General features: G+C 45.2%; 22 protein-coding genes and 1 tRNA gene. 4 read left to right on the top strand and 19 right to left on the bottom strand.

Features of this window, described 5'->3' with window-relative positions:
* Positions 1-18 precede the first annotated feature (18 nt).
* The 9 genes from DWX43_RS00925 to argS all read right to left on the bottom strand — a co-directional run bounded on the left by DWX43_RS00925 (position 19) and on the right by argS (position 8,722).
* Positions 19-351: a hypothetical protein gene (locus DWX43_RS00925; protein WP_118618232.1), complete on the bottom strand. Its 333-nt coding sequence runs from the start codon at positions 349-351 to the stop codon at positions 19-21.
* An 11-nt stretch (positions 352-362) separates the two neighbouring features.
* On the bottom strand, positions 363-836 hold the full coding sequence (locus tag DWX43_RS00920; RefSeq protein ID WP_118618230.1) for a hypothetical protein: 474 nt from the start codon (positions 834-836) through the stop codon (positions 363-365).
* Between the two features lie 31 nt (positions 837-867).
* Positions 868-1,023, bottom strand: coding sequence for a hypothetical protein (locus tag DWX43_RS26845; RefSeq protein ID WP_181368682.1), 156 nt, complete (start codon positions 1,021-1,023; stop codon positions 868-870).
* Positions 1,024-1,192: 169 nt separating this feature from the next.
* Positions 1,193-2,695: a hypothetical protein gene (locus DWX43_RS00915; RefSeq protein WP_118618228.1), complete on the bottom strand. Its 1,503-nt coding sequence runs from the start codon at positions 2,693-2,695 to the stop codon at positions 1,193-1,195.
* A 26-nt stretch (positions 2,696-2,721) separates the two neighbouring features.
* Entirely contained in the window at positions 2,722-3,777 is a 1,056-nt protein-coding gene (locus DWX43_RS00910) for an ATPase, T2SS/T4P/T4SS family (protein WP_109731420.1), read from the bottom strand.
* Between the two features lie 18 nt (positions 3,778-3,795).
* Complete coding sequence (locus DWX43_RS26840) at positions 3,796-3,963, bottom strand: hypothetical protein (RefSeq protein WP_181368681.1); 168 nt, start codon at positions 3,961-3,963, stop codon at positions 3,796-3,798.
* A gap of 890 nt (positions 3,964-4,853) precedes the next feature.
* Positions 4,854-5,780 carry a CPBP family intramembrane glutamic endopeptidase gene (locus DWX43_RS00905; protein WP_109731419.1) on the bottom strand — a complete coding sequence of 309 codons (927 nt, stop codon included), beginning with the start codon at positions 5,778-5,780 and terminating at the stop codon, positions 4,854-4,856.
* Positions 5,777-6,946, bottom strand: a complete 1,170-nt coding sequence (locus DWX43_RS00900) for an alanine--tRNA ligase-related protein (protein ID WP_118618226.1) — start codon at positions 6,944-6,946, stop codon at positions 5,777-5,779. Before DWX43_RS00900 ends, DWX43_RS00905 begins: the two co-directional genes overlap by 4 nt.
* A 9-nt stretch (positions 6,947-6,955) precedes the next feature.
* On the bottom strand, positions 6,956-8,722 hold the full coding sequence (gene argS, locus DWX43_RS00895; protein ID WP_118618510.1) for an arginine--tRNA ligase: 1,767 nt from the start codon (positions 8,720-8,722) through the stop codon (positions 6,956-6,958).
* A gap of 143 nt (positions 8,723-8,865) precedes the next feature.
* Here argS and DWX43_RS00890 point away from each other — a divergent pair, with 143 nt between their 5' ends.
* From DWX43_RS00890 to DWX43_RS00875, 4 genes are all read left to right on the top strand, one after another.
* Positions 8,866-9,780, top strand: a complete 915-nt coding sequence (locus DWX43_RS00890; protein ID WP_109731415.1) for a deoxyribonuclease IV — start codon at positions 8,866-8,868, stop codon at positions 9,778-9,780.
* Between the two features lie 158 nt (positions 9,781-9,938).
* The gene (locus DWX43_RS00885; RefSeq protein ID WP_109731414.1) at positions 9,939-10,307 is read left to right on the top strand and encodes a GntR family transcriptional regulator; all 369 of its coding nucleotides are present in this window, start codon (positions 9,939-9,941) and stop codon (positions 10,305-10,307) included.
* Positions 10,308-11,006, top strand: coding sequence for an ABC transporter ATP-binding protein (locus DWX43_RS00880; protein ID WP_118618224.1), 699 nt, complete (start codon positions 10,308-10,310; stop codon positions 11,004-11,006).
* Positions 11,000-11,803, top strand: coding sequence for a hypothetical protein (locus DWX43_RS00875; RefSeq protein WP_118618222.1), 804 nt, complete (start codon positions 11,000-11,002; stop codon positions 11,801-11,803). The genes DWX43_RS00880 and DWX43_RS00875 overlap by 7 nt, the downstream gene beginning before the upstream one ends.
* Positions 11,804-11,874: 71 nt before the next feature.
* Here DWX43_RS00875 and DWX43_RS00870 read toward each other — a convergent pair whose 3' ends face one another.
* From DWX43_RS00870 to speB, 10 genes are all read right to left on the bottom strand, one after another.
* Positions 11,875-12,207: an AzlD domain-containing protein gene (locus DWX43_RS00870; RefSeq protein WP_109731411.1), complete on the bottom strand. Its 333-nt coding sequence runs from the start codon at positions 12,205-12,207 to the stop codon at positions 11,875-11,877.
* Entirely contained in the window at positions 12,198-12,926 is a 729-nt protein-coding gene (locus DWX43_RS00865) for an AzlC family ABC transporter permease (protein ID WP_118618220.1), read from the bottom strand. Before DWX43_RS00865 ends, DWX43_RS00870 begins: the two co-directional genes overlap by 10 nt.
* Positions 12,927-13,024: 98 nt before the next feature.
* Positions 13,025-13,096: transfer RNA gene (locus tag DWX43_RS00860), tRNA-Arg, on the bottom strand.
* Between the two features lie 344 nt (positions 13,097-13,440).
* A complete protein-coding gene (locus DWX43_RS00855) occupies positions 13,441-14,373 on the bottom strand; it encodes a DUF5688 family protein (protein WP_118618218.1) in 933 nt (310 codons plus the stop codon).
* A 255-nt stretch (positions 14,374-14,628) separates the two neighbouring features.
* Positions 14,629-15,186 (bottom strand): elongation factor P, encoded by a 558-nt coding sequence (efp, locus tag DWX43_RS00850; RefSeq protein WP_109733046.1) that lies wholly within the window; start codon positions 15,184-15,186, stop codon positions 14,629-14,631.
* Between the two features lie 92 nt (positions 15,187-15,278).
* Positions 15,279-15,791, bottom strand: a complete 513-nt coding sequence (locus tag DWX43_RS00845; protein ID WP_109733045.1) for a YqeG family HAD IIIA-type phosphatase — start codon at positions 15,789-15,791, stop codon at positions 15,279-15,281.
* A complete protein-coding gene (locus DWX43_RS00840) occupies positions 15,791-16,576 on the bottom strand; it encodes a shikimate kinase (protein WP_109733064.1) in 786 nt (261 codons plus the stop codon). The genes DWX43_RS00845 and DWX43_RS00840 overlap by 1 nt, the downstream gene beginning before the upstream one ends.
* Before the next feature lie 110 nt (positions 16,577-16,686).
* The gene (locus tag DWX43_RS00835; RefSeq protein WP_118618216.1) at positions 16,687-17,379 is read right to left on the bottom strand and encodes a peptidoglycan recognition family protein; all 693 of its coding nucleotides are present in this window, start codon (positions 17,377-17,379) and stop codon (positions 16,687-16,689) included.
* 124 nt (positions 17,380-17,503) lie between these two features.
* On the bottom strand, positions 17,504-18,910 hold the full coding sequence (locus DWX43_RS00830) for a Na+/H+ antiporter NhaC family protein (protein WP_118618214.1): 1,407 nt from the start codon (positions 18,908-18,910) through the stop codon (positions 17,504-17,506).
* 18 nt (positions 18,911-18,928) lie between these two features.
* On the bottom strand, positions 18,929-19,867 hold the full coding sequence (gene speB / locus DWX43_RS00825) for an agmatinase (protein ID WP_118618212.1): 939 nt from the start codon (positions 19,865-19,867) through the stop codon (positions 18,929-18,931).
* Positions 19,868-19,915: the final 48 nt, after the last annotated feature.

Here is a 19,915-nt window from a genome sequence, read left to right as displayed (position 1 = left end):
TCTGATTCCTCCCTGTTATTATCTGGCATAGCCTACTATCTCATGTTTTAAAAATAAATCCAGCATAGGAATGGTATAATCATATGTAAGCGTTACTTTCGCATATTTCCCGCCGCCGGCAGTCACAAGCGGTTCGACCGCCAGACCCGCATAACCGTTTTCTTCTGCTTTTTCCTTACAGCCGCGTATCACAATTTCCGAAAAATCACCAGCCTCCACTTCCGCGATCACAGCTGAGTGATAATTCTGTGCCCTCTGCGTATTTAAAGATGCCGTGATATACGCTGTGCTGAGTACTGCCATAAAAGCAATCATGATCATTCCGATCATCGTTTCAACCGCACCTTTCATCTTCTCTCCTTTCAGTCTGCAATAAAGCGGTATTCTTTTTCCTTTGCCTTCTCACTGCCGAGGTAGATTTCTGATGCCCTGTATGTCATTCTGTATTCGCCCTGTAGTCCGGGTGTAAAATGCTCCGGCTCCGTCACTGCCGTAATATCCTGCTCTCCGGGTGCAATGATTCTCACGATAGAAAGTTCCACATTTTCCCCGTCTTCATTTTTGGCCGTGATCTCAAACAAGTCACGGTCAAGCAGGTTATACTCCGTTCCCCTTCTCAGCTTCTTCACTCTGACGGACAATTCCGGGAGTGCTCTTGAGGCGATCGCGTTTGCAGCTGCAAAGGCATCTTTGTTCCCTATCGTCTCTGCAGGGCCTGTGCTTGCGAGCATTCCAAGGAATCCGTCTTCTCCTTTCCCGAATAAAAACAGCACCATCCCCGATAAAACCAGCGCGAGAATGATCACTTTTCCATATTCACCAATCACCACCTTCAAGTTATGCACCTCCCTTTCATCCCGGCACTTCTCAGCTGCACAGGGTCCCGATCCCTTCTGCAAAGATGACTGCAAGGCGGCTTAAGCCCCCGTCCGGGTCCAGCAGGCCGGACATCACCCCTAGAAACAAAAGCCCCATAAAGCATGCCATCATAATCCCGCCATATTCTTCTATAAACTCTTTCATATCTTAAACTCCCATCACATATCATAAAACAGTTTTTCTGCCTTCTATATACTTGTTTCACAAAGCATCCTTAATATCTCCCACAGGCCTGACATAACTGCATACCCTATGAGCGAAACTGCAATAATGCCCCCGTATTCCTCCAGAAACTCTTTCATATGTCCTCCTTTCATGCCACACTATTCACTGCGGACAAAATATAAACTACGACAAGTGCCAGATCGGCCAGCATTTTTACCACTCCCGTGATCATCGGGAGCAGAATTAAAAAACTGATGCCTGCGATCTCATCCTCGGCCCTGATTCTTTCCGCCTTGTCCGTCATGGCCGCATTGCGCTCTACCAGCGGGGCGATCTGCCTGCTGATATCTGCGGCGCCAAATTCCGCCATTGAGTATAGAACCTTCATTGCAGATGTAATATCAGGAAGGCTGACCGGTTTCATAAAGCCCAGATAAGGCTGTACCGAATCCGGCTCCCTCTCAATCTTCTGGAGCAGTGTCCCTAATTCCTCCTTAAGAAGTTCCGGGGCATTTGCGATGGATTTCGCCAGTGAGACATGTACATTGTCCGTCTGGAGCTGGAGAGACATGCTCATCAGCCACTCAGGAAATGCTTTTTCCACTGCCCTTGTCACATGTTTCAGAGACACCCTGTACCTTCGCCCCGGCTGTGTCGCTATGAGAACCGCAAAACCTGTCAGAAGCCCGGCCGGCAGCATCTTTCCCTTCAGCCCCAGGTACACGATGAACGGCAGGACCAGTCCCGCCTGGAAATATCCTTTTTGTCTTTCCCTGACCAGATTTCTGTGCATCACATAATCGTACTGTCTTTTCACTTCTTCATATTCCATGCCTTCCTCACCCAGAATAAGGCTCTTTGACAATTTCCTCTGGGCAATATACCAGATCAGCATGTTCAGAAGTATTGTCAGTGTAGTCACTGCCTGTGAAATAACCTGATCTGTAACCGCAAACTCCTTCGGAAGCATGAAGACAGTCATACCGCATATGAAAAAAGACAGCCCGATCCCGATTGTGATCTTTACTTTAACACTCTTCTTTTCCCGCTGCAGTTCGTATACCCGGTCAATCCACAGCTTCCTGTCATTCAGGAGAATATCGGCCGAAGCATCGAAGTCACCTCCCACTTCTTCTGCATTGATCAGGAAGTCATGGATTTTATAAAGCCTTGAACATCCATATTCCTTCTCTATAAATGAAAAAGCTTCCCGGTAAAGATTCTCTTTCGCATCTGCGTTCTGGATATAACGTATCGCGTCAGATATGGCATCATACAGCCTGCTTTCTCCTTTCTGGAACAATGCAAGTGTATCCTCCAGTGAAGTCAGGATCTTAGCCCGCCGCTTAAAGGAATACAGGATCTGCTCCATGTAAGCTGTAACGTCTTCAAACCGCTTCTGCTCATAGGCATTCCGGTATGTCATAATAAAAATCCCGGGGATAAAGCAGACTGAGGCGGCGCTGATGATCAGTACACACGGCACCTTAAGTCTGAAGATCCAGGTAAATGCAGCAATACATCCGAAAAGCCCCAGAAGATACTCTGCATACTTCCGTACAGAAAAACGGTATCCTAACCGGTGCACCTCCTGTCTTGCATATCCGGGATTCCAGTACTTAACACGCCCTTTTTTTCTACTCTTTTTCATTCTCTCTGCCTCCAACAGATTCTTTCTTATGTACTCCGGACATTTTTTTGTTCAAATGGGTCATTTATATTCTCCAGCCTGAACTTTTTTCTAAGATTAACCGGTATTTCTTTCGAAACAAACCTGCCGCCTTCCACAATCAGCTGCGCAATATTTTCTTCTCCCACGCGGTCGAACAGGCATATCTGATCAATGTATCTTACCACTTCCTTATTTTCAGTCACCTTCTTTCTGAGCAGAATCCCGACGTTTAAAAAGCTGTAAATATCATTCTCAAGTCTGGATGCGGCATAACTGTCCTGCATCATATTCTGGATCCTGTCCGGTATCTTTCTCGTATCATCTGTGTGCAGTGTGGTCAGCCCGTGGAGTCCCGTAGAGAAACATTCCAACAGGTACTTCACCTCAGCCGACCTTGCCTCTGAGAGCAGAACCCACTGCGGGTTCTGCCTCAAAGCCGTCTTGATTGCCTTTGTATAGGGGAACAGCTCACTGTCAACCTTTAATTCTACACAATTTGCCCCGGGATTGATCTCCCGGTAGTGTATCTCCAGGTTATCCTCGATGGTCATCACCTTTTCTTCTTTCGGTATATACTGTGTCAGGAACTTCAGCAGTTCCGTCTTTCCCGCACCCGGGCGGCCGCAGAAAACCATATTCATTCTGGCCTTCATGCAAAGGACTAGAAACGCCAGAACCTCTGCGGAACAGTACTGTTCCCTCAGCATCTTCTCTTTTGTCAGCCGCATGACCGCCGGTGTCTTGCGGATCGATACCGCATACCCTGTATTGGTGGCACTTGGATGTATAATGGATATCCGTAAGATATCGGTCTCCGCCTCCAGCACATTGTTAAACTTGTTTATCTGCTCACTCACTACATTGGAAACCCGGATGCTGAGCTGGCTGACGAATTCTTCTGTCAGATGCACGGGCACTTTATAAATACCGTGTTTTAAATGCTCTACCCATACATCCTTCCCATTATAGTTAATATCCGTAATCTCTTCGTCCCGCACATATTCAAGAAGCGGTCCGAAGCTCTCATCCTTTAAATTCCATGCTTCCTTTGAAACCCTCATCCAGCGCTCCCCCGTCTATCATCCGACAACGGATGCTGTTGTGCCGAGTGCCGTTGTCAATTTCCCCACTGCCTCAATAATGCCCGCCTTAATGCTGTTGCCAAGCGGTGTTGCTGCCACTACAATAATCATAATTACGATTGCCGCTACTACAATAACTCCATATTCTTCCATAAATGTTTTCATATACATTCCTCCTGTTCATTTAACCGAACCGGATATTCCAAATCCGCTTCGCTGTCTGTTTATAAACTCACCTTTACATTTTTCAATTACAGGTCCTGTGAACGGACAAACTTTAACAGATCAATACGCACCACCGCCTTTCCAAAATATCTATCTGCAGGTATAGAGAAAAAACGCCGTCTGCTAAAAATGCATCGGCACATATGCCTGCCAAAGCATCGTTTTCCCTTTACTTACGGGCTTAACCAATGCTTCTTACCAAATAAAGTACGAGTATCTCCGGAGACGATCCGAAAAGAATTATTACCGAATGATATATCTTTACAGATATAAGAAAACAAACGATATCAATTAAAACAAAATGTAAAATATGAGAGAAACTCTCAAAGCCGAAACAGTGACAATCAATACACTGTTTTGAAAATAGTAATTTAAGAACTTTAGATTTATTTTATGTATCGTATAATATCATATATTGTATAGTATGTCAAGTACAAAAACTTATATAAATTTTATGCTATAAAATATTTTCTCTGACTGCTTTTCACTGCACTGGTCATATTCTTTATATCTCATAATATATCTGAATAGCCGTATAACCCGCCTTTTATTCACTAGCATGCTATGCAAATCTTATTAAAAAGCCCAAAAACACTGTAATATTAAAATACTAAACATGGAAAATTAAAGATTCCAAGATCCCAAAAGAAATAAAAGATAAATCCTTGATACAGACTTTTGTTCTGTCTGTGTTAATAGATTACTCCCAGATCCTTCAAAAGTCAAGCAAATTTTTCTGCACTTTTTGCAAACCCTTTGACCGGAAAATCTGATTGTAAAAACAGACACAGGACTTCGTAAAAAGTCCTGTGTCTGCCTCAAAACATACCCTAAAACATATTCGTAACATCCGGCTCCTGCTTAGGCACTGCCACATCCGGCTTTTCATCGATGCGCTGAATCAATACAAACATCACCGAACCTACAAATGCACAGACTACTGTTGTGATTCCCATCCTCATGGCCCTGCCTGTAAGCCAGGTAAACACCCCTGTATTCGTCAGAACCAGAGAGACCATATTCACTAAGATATGCAGAACAACAGGGGCCTTGAAGGACCCAAATTTCTCGTATACATAGCAGAGCAGCATCCCCAGTGCAAAAGTATATAAAAACTGTACTATATTCCCGTGTATAATACTGAATAAGAGTGTCGAATACAATGCGGCTTTCAAAAATCCGCCCTGTTCCCTGTACCGCTTATAAAGCACACCGCGGAACATCATCTCTTCTGCTATCGGCATGATAATTCCCAAACAGATAATCTGGACCGGAATACCTGCCGAGTAAAAAGTCTCCGACGTTTTCTGATACTCGGTACTGAAAAACGCCAGATTGGTCATGAAGCTTAAGCAGTTCAGACCGATACACACTGCAACGCCTATCCCGATGATCTCTGCATATTTTAAGATACCGGCTTTTTTATTTAACGGGATCTGAAGTGTGCGCTCCATTTTCCGGTCCGCATGGAACAAAAACCATGTCAGCGGTATCGTACACAGAGCCCCGAATGCCAGGATCTCAACCTGATATCTTACGACAATCTCCATTAACTTTTCGGTACTTTGCATGGTCAGCTCCATAAACTCATCCTGCGTGGATGCGCCTGCTGCCAGCGTATTTCTCATGATCTCACCAAAATGCGGGGCCATCACGAAAAGCTCTGCGATGATCCTTCCTGCAAATTCAATCAGCCAATACAAAAGAATGGGGCCGGTCAGTCTCCAAAACTGCTTTGCCCCCGGATTCTTATTCATTCGTCTGTTTCCCTCACTTTCTTCTGTATCCACACCCTCACATCGCTTTCTTTCCCTTTTAAGGACCCCTGCACCATCTCCGGCTTTCCGCCGCCCCGTCCTGAGAATGCCTCATTCAGGCCTTTTGCCAGCGGGCGGACATCCAGATTCCTGCTGCCAATCACATAACGGTACTCCTCATCCCCTGTTTCCACAAAAACAGCACAGCCTTCTTTTCCTTCGGCCAGAACCAGGTTCATAAGGATTCTCGGCCCTTCACCCTCAAGGCCCTGTTCGAAAAAGCATACAAATGCTTCATCCTTTGGGATTTCCTTTGCCCTGTACATAAGCAGCTGCTTCTGGCTGTCCGAAAGCTTCTGCTTCATCCGGCCGTTCTCCTCTTTCATGTGTTCCACAGCCTGCGCCACCTGATTCTCCTTCGCGCTCAGACTGGCAGAAATACTTCTCACCTGCTCCTCCTTCTGCCGGTAATCCAGAAGGGCGCGGAATCCGCAGAGCATAGTCACCCTGACGCCGCCTTTATAGCGCTGCACATTTGTCAGCTTAATGACACCGATCTCCCCGGTCCTCTTCACATGCGGCGCACAGCATGCACACACATCATATCCCGGAATCGTTACAATCCTGACCTGTCCCTCTATCTCGATCTTACTGCGGTATTCCAGATCTTTCAGTTCTTCTTTTGAAGGATAGCTGACGAGGACATCCAGATTTTTCACTGCCGCTTCATTGGCTGCCCACTCGATTTCCCGGAGTTCTTCTTTTGTAATATCTCCGTTAAAGTCCATCGTACAGTCCTCACTGCCCAGATGGAATCCCACATTATTATATCCAAATCTTTCATGGACAAGTCCCGAAACTATATGCTCGCCAGTATGCTGCTGCATTTTCATGAAACGCATATCCCAGTCAATTACTCCTGTTACATCCGTGTTCTCCTCAACAGGCGCTTCTGTCAGGTGATAAAGGATACCGTCCCTTTCATGGACATCCCTGACCCTGACCCCTGAAAGTGTGCCCGTATCCGCATACTGCCCGCCGCCCTCGGGAAAAAAGGCAGTCCTGTCAAGGACCACCTCATACTCTTCCCCTTTCGGCTGACACTTTAAGACCCGGGCCGTAAACTCCGTCATATGACTGTCCTGATAAAATAACTTTTCTGTCATAATCTTTCTCTACATCCTTTCCGGTGCCTCAAATCCGAGCAGGCCGATACATGTTTCCAGAATTTCTTTTACAAGTTTCAGGAGTGCAATATATCCTGCTTTCCGTTCCTCGTTCTCCTCTGTCAGAATCTTTGTTTCATGGTAAAACTTATTAAATGCATTGGCCAGATCATAAATGTATGCGCAGAGCCTGTGAGGTGCCGTCTCTTCGTATACTGCCTCTATCACATCGTTGAACTTTGCGGCCTCCAGCATAAGTGCCTTTTCACAGTCACTGGACGCATTTTTAACAGAAAGCTGTGTAAGCTCTCCGCCGTTCTCCCGGTATTTATTTAAAATAGACTTGATACGCACGATCGTGTATAAAATATAAGGCCCTGTATTTCCTTCGAAAGATGTAAAACGGTCTACATCAAACACATAATCTTTCGCTGCCTGGTTGGACAAGTCACCATACTTGATGGCTGCCAGTCCCACGATCTTGGCCGTGTTCCTTGCTTCTTCCTCTGTGACAGTCCGGTTGTCCATGATCTTCTTGTACATCTCATCATCGATTTCCCGGATCAGGTTCTCCAGACGCATCACACCGCCTTCCCTCGTCTTGAAAGGCTTGCCGTCTTTCCCGTTCATCGTACCGAAGCCGAGGAACTTAAGTGCCGTCTCCTCACGCACAATACCCGTCTTCTTTGCACAGCGGAAAACCTGTACAAAATGAAGTTCCTGACGCTTGTCCACAATATAGATCACTTCGTCCGGACGGTACAGCTTTTCTCTCTCTACCAGTGTTGCAAGGTCCGTTGTATCATACAGCGCGGCCCCGTCAGACTTTAAGATCATACACGGCGGAACTTCCTTCTTATCATCTTCTTCCTGTACATCTACCACAAGTGCACCGTCATCATAGTGGGCATACCCTTCACTTTTCAGTCTTTCCACCATATCAGGGATATACTTCTGTGCATCCGCCTCGCCTTTCCAGAGGTCGAAGTCAACATTCAGATTCTTATAATTCTTCTTCAGGTCAGTCACCGAAACATTCATGATATGATTCCAGATCGCACGGTATCCTGCGTGCCCGTTCTGGAGCAGGAACGTTGCCTTAAGTGCTTCATCCCTGTAATCATCATGTTCCTTTGCATATGCACTGGCCGTCGGATATATCTCTTCCAGTTCGCCGATCGTAAACGGCGCTTCCTCTGGATATTCACCCTCAAAGGACTCATCAAAGTAAGGAAGCTCCGGTTTTCTTTTTCTCAGTTCTGTAATAATTAACCCCATCTGGTATCCCCAGTCGCCCAGATGGATATCTCCGATTACTTCGTTCCCTTTAAATCTGGCAATACGCTTCACGCTCTCTCCGATAATTGCTGAACGGAGATGCCCGACATGCAGGGGTTTGGCCACATTCGGCCCGCCGTAATCAACCATGATTGTCTTTGGATTCTTTTCCTTCTCCACACCTAAGTCAGAGTCCGACGCCATCGCGTTCAGATACTGCGCCACAAAAGAAGGATCTGCCTTCAGATTGATAAATCCGGGATTGACAGCCTCTGCCATTTCAAAACAGGCACAGTCCTTCAACCCGGCCACCACATCATTCGCAATCATGATCGGCGCCTTTTTATAAGTCTTTGCAGCTGCCATTGCACCATTACACTGATATTCACACAAATCCGGTCTGTTGGATAACGTCACCTTCGCAAAAGCCTCATCATATCCGGCTTCCTGAAAGGCTTTTTTCATTTCTATGGTAATAAGTTCCAGTAATGTATTCACTTTTATTTCACGCTCCGTTCTATTTTTCTTCCATTCGGATATTTTATCATGTATAATCAGGAAGTACAAGTATTAATCATAGAAGATTGCCCGTGTTTTCGGGCCCGGAGTTTAAGCATATTTTAAGAAGGATGGTAACAATAATGAAAATAGGATCACATGTAGGGATGAGCGGTAAAGAAATGCTGCTCGGTTCCGCGAAAGAAGCTGTTTCTTATGGAGCAGATACATTTATGTTTTATACAGGGGCGCCCCAGAATACGCGCCGTAAGGATATCAGTGAATTGAATATCGGTCCGGCATGGGAATATATGGGTGAACATGGCATCGATGAAATTATCGTCCATGCCCCATACATCATCAATCTCGGCAATGCCGTAAAGCCCGAGACTTTTGAGCTCGCCGTTGAATTTCTCGATAAAGAGATTAAACGTACCGTTGCCTGCAGAAGCCACATCCTGATCCTCCACCCCGGCGCACACGTCGGTGAGGGAACAGATACCGGCACTGCACAGATCATCAAAGGACTGAATGAAGTCCTGACGAAGGATACGGACTGTTTCATCGCGCTTGAGACAATGGCCGGAAAGGGTTCCGAGGTTGGGCGCTCATTTGAAGAACTGGCACGCATCTACGACGGGGTCACATATAACGAAAAACTCCGGGTATGTTTTGATACCTGCCACACAAGTGACAGCGGGTATGACATCGTCCACCATTTCGATGACGTCGTTCAGGAATTCGACCAGATCATCGGTAAGGACCAGATCGCAGTTTTTCATATTAATGACAGTAAAAATGTTCCCGGGGCCGCGAAAGACCGTCATGCAAACATTGGTTTCGGCGAAATCGGCTTTGATGCAATCAACACCATTGTACACCATAAAGACTTTGAAAACGTGCCCAAGATTCTGGAAACACCCTATATTCCGTCCCCGACAAAGGAGAAGAAGTCTTATGCCCCTTATAAGTATGAGATCGAAATGCTGCGAAAAGGTGTATTTGATCCGGACTTATTAAACAAGATTATCGCAGATCATGAAAAGTCTGCTGACTGAGACTTGACATCTGCACAGCCTCATTGTATGATTGTATTATATAGTTAGTACAGTCGTAGATTTATAAGCAGCAACGGTGTGCGATATCTCCCCGCAAAAAAGATATGATGAGGTATCGTTTATTTTTGTTGTACATTATAGAAAAAGAGGTGACTTAGATGCCGTGGGATTTAGATAATGACCGTCCCATCTACCTGCAGCTCATGGAACGGATCCAGCAGGACATCATTGCCGGCACATACAAGCCGGGAGACAAGCTTCCCTCCGTACGTGATCTGGCACTGGATGCCGCCGTGAACCCGAATACCATGCAGAAAGCGCTCTCCGAGCTGGAGAGAAGCGGACTGGTATATTCACAGCGGACCAGCGGCCGGTTTATCACTGAGGACAAGAAGATGCTGAAGAATATGAAGCTTGAACTGGCATCGGAGCACATCCACCAGTTTCTTGAGAAAATGGAACTGCTTGGATTTGAATCCGGGGAGACTTTAGAATTGATTCAGAAAGCATTAAAGGAGGATAAGTAAATGAAACCACTTCTGGAATGTCAGGGATTAACTAAAAAATATAACAACTTCTATGCCCTTTCCAATCTGGACCTGACTCTGGAAAGAGGCCAGATCGTAGGCCTGCTCGGCCCGAACGGCAGCGGCAAGACAACGCTGATCAAGCTGATTAACGGACTTCTTATTCCCACTGACGGCCGTGTCATGATTAACAGTCTGGCTCCCGGGGTCGAAACAAAAAAACTGGTATCCTATCTGCCTGAACGTGGATATTTAAATGATCACATGCGGGTAGACGAAATCTTATCCTATTTTGTAGACTTCTATGACAATTTCAGCATCGAACGTGCAAATGCCATGCTGAAAGATCTGGAAATTGACATCCATGCCCGCCTGAGGACACTTTCAAAAGGAACAAAGGAAAAGGTCCAGCTTGTCCTTGTCATGAGCCGGGATGCAGAACTCTACATACTGGACGAGCCGATCGGGGGTGTCGACCCGGCGGCCAGGGATTATATCCTGCACACGATTCTGACGAATTACAATGAGAATGCAACAATCCTGTTATCTACACATCTCATTACTGATATTGAAAACGTGCTGGACAGGGTAATCTTCCTTCAGAACGGACAGCTTACCCTGAATGCAACGGTTGACGAGATCCGCAGCAAATGGGGCAAATCTGTAGATGCTTTATTCAGGGAGGTATTCAAATGTTAGGGAAATTAGTGAAATATGATCTGAAATACGGAATACGCATTTTCATTGTACTGCATGCCATATTGGTGACTGCCTGCATACTCGGACGCATTCTTTTCATGAATCGGCTGGACTTTAATTTAAAAGCAGAAGCTTACCTTTCTCCGCTGATTTTATTTTTCTCCCTGTTCCTCCTCTTGTTCACCGGTGTTGGATTTGGCATTAACATTCTGTTAGTTGCCCGTTTTTATAAAAACCTGTATACAGATGAAGGATATCTGACATGGACCCTTCCGGCAACGGCAACACAGCAGTTGTGGGCAAAGATTATATCCGGAATCATATGGGAATTTTCAAGTGTCCTGATCTCGGCCGCATCCTTACTGATACTGGTAAGCGGCGACAATGTGACGGAGGCATATGCACAGGTGGCCGCGGATGTTACGAAGTCTCTTGGAATGCCGATCACACAGTTTGGTATCAGCCTGCTGATTTATTCCCTGTTTGGCACCCTTGGCAGCATTGTCATGCTTTACCTCTGTGTGGCAATCGGGCAGTTGTTCCCGGGCCACCGCATCTTATGTGCGATTGTCACTTATTTTATACTGTCAGCCATAATACAGGTCCTCTCATTTTCACTGATGTTTGCATTTAATATAGGGCCCGGCACGACAGCATATCTTGCCAGCCGTGGAATGCCAGCCACACATTATATGATAACTTCTTTCAGACTGGGAGGAGTCATGTCAGCCATCATTATGATAGCAGCCTATTTCGGTGTCCAGTATATTATGAACAAAAAACTAAATCTCAGTTAAAAAAGAGCCTGCAGGTGGATTTGAGTCAAATCAAACCCCATCTGCAGGCTCTTCCTTATTCCAATATCTCTTTAAAACACTATTTGGACAAGAACCATATACAAAACAGTTCCCGCCCCAATGCTTAAAAGGTTATTCCTTTTCCATACATGGAGAACCACGACAGCCAATACGGCAATCAGTTCTGGTAATCCATGAGGAGCTGCCATAATCTGCGTGTCTTTCAGGCAGTATATGACCAGCATACCTATCACAGCAGGTGTCAGGACCTTTCCCAGGTACTCAACAACCTTTGGTATCTCTTTCCCTTTCGGGAAAACAAGAAACGGAACAGCCCTTGTGGCAAACGTCGTTGCCGCCACTGCAAGTATGATCAGTAGAGAAGTCACTGCATTTACCGGCATGCCTCCACCTCCCCTTCATTTCCGTGATCCGTATCCCTGTCCAGCCGCTTCTTCATAACAAACAGCACAAGGATACTCAATATCATGGTCGGGAAGACAAAGCTTGCGCTTCCGAATACCTGCAGGCACAGCAGGGCACTGATCACCCCGATCACTGCCGGAATCCGGTTCCTTGCCTCCATCCACTGTTCCACAAATATTACAACAAACAAAGCTGTCATCGCGAATTCAATCCCTTCTGCATTGAACGGCAGGACACTCTTCAGGATCCCCCCTATTGCAGAGCCAATGACCCAGTAACTCTGATCCAGAAGTGAGATTGCGAGCAGGAACTTGTCCTCCTCCACATCCTCGGGCACCTTCGTTGTACATAAAAGCGAGTATGTCTCATCCGTCAGACCGAAAATCATGTACCAGCGTTTCGCACCCATTCTGTGGAACCGTTCCAGCAGCGACAATCCATAAAAGATATGGCGTATATTAACCATCAGCGTCATAAAAATCACCTGTATGAAGGAAATTCCGGGGACAAAAAAGTTAACCGCCAGATACTGCCCTGACCCGGCATACACCAGCAGGCTCATTAGTACGGCCCACCAGGCTGAATATCCTTTTTCCGCATACATGACCCCAAAAGCAATCCCGATAAATAAATATCCCGTCAGCACCGGAATCGTATAAGGGAATGCCTTTTTAAACGCTTTCTTATAACCTGACATCTCACTCATTCCTTCTTGTATATATTAACATTTGTATCCTTATAATGTTGGGGCAAAAGTCATCCCGCCCCCTGATAAGTTTCAGAGCATAAAAAATACACGTCTGGGCGGAGTCGAACCGCCGCACATGCCTCCGGAGGGCATTGCTCTATCCACTGAGCTACAGACGCATAATCGGATATGTCCTGCCAGTCTTAAATCATCCTCAACAGAACGCCTTATAATCCTAGCACAAATTTTCCAAAAAGTAAAGACTAAAGAAACAAAAAACCAGAGTTGGTGGAAATTCTGTTACTGTTCACACCGTGCCGTGCACCTAGCTGCACGGCATCGGGGCCGATAAAGTGATGGTTTCGGGGCATCTGCCCCTCGCCGCAGGCGACTTTTAATGGGCAGATGCCGTTACTGTGCACGCCCGTAGGGTGTGAACAGTAACGAAATTCTAGTAAGTCTGCACCAACTCCGGTTTATACAGTTATCCGCCTGCAGCCTGCAAAAGTGTAAAGTTATACACCTATTCCATGCCGCCTTTTGGCCGCATCATCAGCCGGCGTCCCTTGCGCTGGTAGAAGTAAGCATGGCTGCTTAATACCTCCTCCGGCTCTACCTGTGTCTCATTGATTTCGTTCACCATCTCGTCCATCTCATCCGGGTCCAGTCCTCTGGACTCAGGGACAATAATGACCTCGTGGACGCTGCTCGGAAGGATATAGTAATCCTCTTTCAGCATATCGCCGATCATTTCGAGCACATGTGGATATATCATACATGCCGCGCCATAATTTCTTGCAGAGTTTGTAAGTACATACATAACATCTTTTTTATTTTTCCGGGATTCCCGAAGAAGATTCTCCGCCTCGCGGTCCTCGGTGACCTCCAGCATTTCCGCGATTGCATGCTGCATTGTAAAAAATTCCGCGGGAAGTACTGTCTTTACATTTTTGACTGCCTCAGTGAAAAGCTCATCTCTCGAAATCCCCCATTTCTCCAGATGGTCATTACTTATTTGAATAGAGGCTGTCCCCTTTTTATCCAGGTCTAAAAGAACATAAAAGACAATCGCCAGGTCCAGCACGTCGACATACGGCACCTTCTTAAGAAGGGCTTTATTTTTCATCTTATGGACAAGCTTGAACACGATCTTGTTCCTGATTTCTGAGTATTCCTCAAACTGCGCAGGATCCCAGATTTGCTCTTCCCCCACTGATTCATAGAATGCCATGATCTCCCCGATCAGTTTTTCCATAGATTCCCCTCTTTGAAACCTGACAAAAAAGCCTTCGAGATAAATTGTAGGGGCTGTATTACTCCCTGTCCGTTCAATCATAACTCCTTTTTTCTCTTTGCCGTTATTCTTAACAGCAGTATAAACACTTGCCTTTACCCCCTCCTTTAATCTTTTATTCAATTCTTTTTCAACAGCGTATAAAAATTCCTGATATCCCATATATCTCCTCTCTAATATTATACGCTCATCATAAAAGTTGTGAAAACGGCACGACCCGTGCCTTGATAAATGGATCTGAAACAAATTATGTAAATAGATTATATCCGATTCCCGCCGAAAACACAATCCTTTTTTCTGCCAAGATTTGTTGCATTATGTAACCAGTTTCATGGGGCGTACTTTCCCATGAAACTAATAAAGACCTGCATGGATACAAACTCTATCCATGCAGGCCTATTCTTTCATTCCATGCTCTTATACACGTGACAGGTACTCCCCTGTTCTTGTATCGATCTTCAGTACGTCTCCCTGCTCTACGAACAGCGGAACATAAACGACTGCCCCGGTCTCAACTGTAGCCGGCTTTGTAGCTCCCTGAGCTGTATCACCCTTGAATCCAGGCTCTGTCTCTGTAATAGCAAGCTCTACGAACAGAGGCGGCTCTACGGAAAATACATTACCGTTATGGGAACAGATCTTAACTACTTCGTTCTCTTTTACAAACTTCAGAGCATCTCCAACTACTTCTGTATTCAGTGCGATCTGGTCATATGTCTCCACATCCATGAAGTTATATAAATCTCCGTCCTGATAAAGGTACTGCATGTCCTTTCTCTCGATACGTGCCTGTTCAAACTTCTCCTGAGGTCTGAATGTTCTTTCTACAGCACCCCCGTTGATTATATTTTTCATTTTTGTTCTGACAAAAGCTGCACCTTTACCTGGTTTTACATGCTGGAACTCTAAAATCTGGTAAATATTTCCGTCAATTTCAACTGTTAAACCATTCTTAAAATCTCCTGCTGAAATCATTGTAATCCTCCTTCAATTGCGCAATTCATGCACTTACCTAATTTACACTGTTTATAATTTTATAATAGTTTCCTATATTTTTCAACCTTTTTTTACTTAGATGCTGTCTTCTTTTGCTTCTTTTTATAAAAATGCAGCACAATCCGCTCTAAATAACGCTTTAAAACGATCTGGATCTCTTCTTTCGGATGGATCGGCTTCACTAGGATATTCCTGATCCCGGTTCTTTTCGCACCCCATACATCCGTAAAAAGCTGGTCCCCTACGAAAATCGTATTCGAACAATCTGTCCCCATGATTTCCATTGCTTTTTTGTAATTCTTCGTGGAAGGCTTGTGCGCATTATAAATATAGTTCGTCTGAATCTCTTCATTGAACATCTTCACACGTGCCTCCTGATTGTTGGATATCAGGCAGGATGAAAAACCGATATCCTTCAGGCGCGCAAATAATTTCTTTGCACGTTCATCCGCAGGCGCGCCATGCGGTACAAGGGTATTATCAATATCAAATATAACGCCTCTCATACCTTCCTCATATAATTTTTCAAAAGGGATGACGTATGTAGACATCTTATAGTCATCAGGGAAAAATTTATCAAACATTACTCTGCATCCATCTCCATTAATTTAGAAATCAGTTCCTCACACACCTGCAGCACAGTCTTATTATCCGTCTGAATAACAATATCCGCAGCCGCCTCATATTTTTCACGGCGCTTTTCCATCAGCTCCGCTATATATTCCACATTATTATTGCCATTGAGAATCGGCCTCTCCTCACTGTCCTTAACACGCTCATATACGGTCTGCGGGCTTGCCGTCAGAAGTACGACCCTGCCGTTCTTCTTCATCTCCGCAACATTCTCCTCACGCAAAGCCGCACCGCCTCCACATGAAATGATCGTGTTCTTCTTTGACTGCATCTCCACAAGCAGCTTTGTTTCCAGATCTCTGAAATATTCTTCTCCATATGTAGCAAAAATATCCGGAATACTCATCTCTTCCCGCTCTGAAATCACCTGGTCCATCTCCACAATCTTCATTGCAAACATGGTGCTTAAGTAATCCGATACCGTTGATTTGCCCGCACCCATAAAACCGATAAGGACAATATTATAAGAAAAGAGCTTTCTTGCCTGTATTCTCTTACTATTCCTGACAATTCTGCGAAATACATCATGAATCTCTTCCTGATACTTGTTTCCCTCCAGCTTTTCCTGAAGCCTTCTCTCCTGCTTATCTTCCTGAGCCGGCTGCAGGATCGGCATGCCATACTCTTCCTTATATGCCATGATCTTCTCAACTATCGCATTACGTTCCACCAGGGCGTCAATAATTTTATCATCGCATAATGCAAGCTGCTCACGGTACATTTCTAAATCATTCATCTTCCACCGTCCACCTTTTATTTCTTTTCAAAACTAATACACCATATTATAGCAATTTTCCCAGGGGTTAGCAAGAAAAAAAGGTATTCCCGTTCAGAAATACCTTTTCCTTATTTACCAGCTTTGCTTCGTTCCTGAGCCGCTCTCACGTCTCCTTTAAATAGCTCCCAGGCCTTCTCGTCCTCTACAAAATATTTCGGACATATCTTTCCCGTCACGTCATAATGTCGTATCACATCGTCCTCGGTCAGGCCGAACTTGTCACAAAGCCACGCTGTTAACTGTACCAGAGACTTATAAGTCTCGTCTGTAAACTTTCCGCTCTCATCCGGATGGCAGCATTCAATGGAAACCGTATCGTGGTTCCTGCTGTTCGAGGCATAGGCGAGTTCCCATGTAGGAACACACTGTATAATCTCTCCGTCTATCCCTACCACAAAGTGGCTGCTCACAGACGTCTCATGGCTGTCCTTGAGCCCTTCAAAGTAATCCCTGTTATTCTGTGCCGTGCTTCCCGGATTCGCCGTATAGTGGATGACAATTCCCTTGATTGGGTCCGACTCAATCCCGGGTCTGGAGTATTCATTGACATCCAGAAGCTGGACATCGATATCCGCCTGGGACGCATCCACCTTAACACCTGTATTCTCCCGGTTCCTGCTTCCTGCTGTACACGAGTAAATCCCCAGCACGATCGTTAAAATCACCAGAAATATAATTCCGCCATAAATACACAATGTCTTCTTATCCAAATTTAAATTCTTTATTGAAAATCTATATCTGCGCCTTCGTTTCTTCCTCATTAGTATACCCTCACCACATGATCTACGACTATTTTAGCACAGAAACAGAATATAAAATTGAATAATTCATGATTATTTTATTAATTTTTCTTCGCCGCTATATCTGCATGCCTCTTCATACCGGTCAGAATGGGCCTAGTTTGATCCCTACCCCTATGCTGATGAATACCATACATACCGCCATGATTATGAGAAACAACGGACCAAAGAAGCGGAGCCATTTTTTATAAGGTATCCCGGCAACCATCAGGATTGCTATCAGGGAACCGTTCGTGGGGTACAAAAAGTTAGAGAACCCGTCTCCAAACTGGCTTGCCAGACAAGCCACCTGGCGTGTAACATTTCCCATATCCGCCAATGGAACAATAATCGGGATCGTAATTGCTGCCTGCCCGCTGCCCGACGGTATTAAAAAGTTAATGATTGTCTGCATAACAAGCATCAGGTTCGCAGTAATCAGGGAAGATTTCCCAACAACAAGCCTTGCCAGAAAGGCGATAATCGTATCCACCACCATCGCCTCCTCCAGAATATACAGGATAGCGCGTGCAAACAACATAACCATAGCAGCATAAAACAAATCTTTCATGCCCTCGCCCATCATGTCACATATCTCATTAAGCCCACTCCCGTATGCAAGCCCTGTTGCAAATGTCATTGCCACAAAGCATGCTGCCATCTGCGGAAAATCAAAACCCATCCTGACTGTACCGAAAAGCAAAAACGCAAAAACTGCTAAAAATGCAATTCCGGCACGGATTAATGCAGGGGTAAAGGTCACTGCTTCCTCTTTAATCGCTGTGTATTTTGTATTCATTCCATTCATCAGGCTTTTAGACGGGTCCTTCTTAATCTTTTTTGCATACCGCATCAGATAAAGATAACAGATAAACAATATCACCCCGAAACAGACAGCCCGGTATCCAAGTGCCGAATAAATCGGGAGCTCCGCCAGTTTATGTGCGATAGCAGTAAACAGCGGATTTGTCATCGCCGCCCCGAAACCGGCGCATGCGGCAAGCATGACAATCCCAGCCCCGACTACCACATCATATCCGAGTGCAAGTACAAGGGGGACGATCATGGGAATAATCACTACGCTAAGTTCCCACATACTTGTAAATGCCACCTGTGTCCCGATTGCAAGCATAAGAATAAATGCAATGACATAAAAACTCGTATGCTTGAGCTTATGCGCGAGTGCTTTTATCGCAGTTTCAAGCAGGCCGATACGCTTTACAACACCAAAGGCCCCTCCTGCAAAAAACAGCATCGCCATTAAACTGGCTGCATTGTTAAAGCCTTGGTAAAAAGATAAGAAAAAATCTGAAATACCTACATAGTGTTTATCTACATATTGGAAGCTATCCGGGTCGACTACCATCCTTCCGTCTACGGAAAGCCTTTCATACATTCCGCTTGGAATAATGTTGGAAAAAATAGTTGCAATCACCAGGATAACAAGTAGTGCAAAGAAAGGATTTACCTCTGTATGTTTCTTTGTTGCCCGAGCAAAAAAACGTTTCATCATTTCTCCCCCCTATCTTTATCAGGATTTTTTATGCTTCATAATCTGCCCCATAAGATTCAGCATTGTCATTGCGGCAACACGGGGAGTCACTCCGGCAGGGTCATACTGCGGTGCAACCTCTACCAGATCAAATCCGACAATTTCCCCCATGCTGCAGACTCCTGCCAGCAATTCTGCTACTTCATCATAATATAAGCCGCCCGGTGACGGTGATCCGACCCCCGGAGCAATTGAAATGTCATAACCGTCAATGTCCAGAGAAATAAAATATTTCTCTGCCTTCGGTACTTTTTTCAGCACTTCCTGCATCCTTGTTCTGTGTACTTCTTTTGCCGGAACCACAATACTTCCATATTTTTCCGCATCTTCAAAATCTGCCCGCTTACTTGACCCAAGTCCTCTCATCCCGATCTGTATCATCGGGCCAATATGATCCATCTCCGAAAGTCTTCTCATAGGGCTTCCATTTCCATAATATTGCGGACCCACATGGTCAGTCCAGTCTAAATGTGCATCAATATGCACGATACAGATTTCACTGCCAAGGCACGACAGCGCACGCCCCACAGGAATTGTAATGGAATGGTCCCCTCCCATGATTGCCGGAACCGCACCTTTTTCCAATATTTTTCTCACAGATTCTTCAATACTTTTAAAAGAATATTCGATATCCCCATGCAGCACATCTGCATCACCGCAGTCAACCACCCTGATCGGTGCCGCCAATAGCTGTTCCTGTGTTTCAGGATCATAAAACCCTGCATCACCGCGCGCATAATGTGTAGATACCTCCCTGATTCGTCTGGGTCCGAGACGGGCCCCGGATAAAAATCCAACCCCAAGGTCATAGGGAACACCAAGCACTGCGATGTCCGCATCCAGTTCCTCCATGTCTGTGCAAATAGGGTACTTTGCAAATGAACAGATTCCAGTGATAGGTTGATTTAATTTTTTCATTTCGTATCCTCCTTTTTTATATTCAGTATACAATTCTAATTATTTTTG

The organism is Clostridium sp. AF19-22AC (assembly GCF_003479085.1).
Classification (GTDB): Bacteria; Bacillota; Clostridia; order Lachnospirales; family Lachnospiraceae; genus Faecalicatena_A; species Faecalicatena_A orotica.
The sequence above is the reverse complement of the archived record's forward strand: the minus strand, read 5'-3'. Positions and strand labels throughout refer to the sequence as shown.

Coding starts and splice junctions, on each gene's coding strand:
- DWX43_RS00900 (WP_118618226.1), bottom strand. CDS start 6,946: ATGACAGAAAAGTTATTTTATCAGGACAGTCATATGACGGAGTTTACG.
- DWX43_RS00910 (WP_109731420.1), bottom strand. CDS start 3,777: ATGAGGGTTTCAAAGGAAGCATGGAATTTAAAGGATGAGAGCTTCGGA.
- DWX43_RS00865 (WP_118618220.1), bottom strand. CDS start 12,926: ATGTCAGGTTATAAGAAAGCGTTTAAAAAGGCATTCCCTTATACGATT.
- DWX43_RS00845 (WP_109733045.1), bottom strand. CDS start 15,791: ATGTTTGATAAATTTTTCCCTGATGACTATAAGATGTCTACATACGTC.
- DWX43_RS00835 (WP_118618216.1), bottom strand. CDS start 17,379: ATGAGGAAGAAACGAAGGCGCAGATATAGATTTTCAATAAAGAATTTA.
- DWX43_RS00830 (WP_118618214.1), bottom strand. CDS start 18,910: ATGATGAAACGTTTTTTTGCTCGGGCAACAAAGAAACATACAGAGGTA.
- DWX43_RS00870 (WP_109731411.1), bottom strand. CDS start 12,207: ATGCCGGTAAATGCAGTGACTTCTCTACTGATCATACTTGCAGTGGCG.
- speB (WP_118618212.1), bottom strand. CDS start 19,867: ATGAAAAAATTAAATCAACCTATCACTGGAATCTGTTCATTTGCAAAG.
- DWX43_RS26845 (WP_181368682.1), bottom strand. CDS start 1,023: ATGAAAGAGTTTATAGAAGAATATGGCGGGATTATGATGGCATGCTTT.
- DWX43_RS26840 (WP_181368681.1), bottom strand. CDS start 3,963: ATGAAAACATTTATGGAAGAATATGGAGTTATTGTAGTAGCGGCAATC.
- DWX43_RS00925 (WP_118618232.1), bottom strand. CDS start 351: ATGAAAGGTGCGGTTGAAACGATGATCGGAATGATCATGATTGCTTTT.
- DWX43_RS00840 (WP_109733064.1), bottom strand. CDS start 16,576: ATGAATGATTTAGAAATGTACCGTGAGCAGCTTGCATTATGCGATGAT.
- DWX43_RS00905 (WP_109731419.1), bottom strand. CDS start 5,780: ATGAATAAGAATCCGGGGGCAAAGCAGTTTTGGAGACTGACCGGCCCC.
- DWX43_RS00880 (WP_118618224.1), top strand. CDS start 10,308: ATGAAACCACTTCTGGAATGTCAGGGATTAACTAAAAAATATAACAAC.
- DWX43_RS00875 (WP_118618222.1), top strand. CDS start 11,000: ATGTTAGGGAAATTAGTGAAATATGATCTGAAATACGGAATACGCATT.
- DWX43_RS00885 (WP_109731414.1), top strand. CDS start 9,939: ATGCCGTGGGATTTAGATAATGACCGTCCCATCTACCTGCAGCTCATG.
- DWX43_RS00855 (WP_118618218.1), bottom strand. CDS start 14,373: ATGGGATATCAGGAATTTTTATACGCTGTTGAAAAAGAATTGAATAAA.
- efp (WP_109733046.1), bottom strand. CDS start 15,186: ATGATTTCAGCAGGAGATTTTAAGAATGGTTTAACAGTTGAAATTGAC.
- DWX43_RS00915 (WP_118618228.1), bottom strand. CDS start 2,695: ATGAAAAAGAGTAGAAAAAAAGGGCGTGTTAAGTACTGGAATCCCGGA.
- DWX43_RS00890 (WP_109731415.1), top strand. CDS start 8,866: ATGAAAATAGGATCACATGTAGGGATGAGCGGTAAAGAAATGCTGCTC.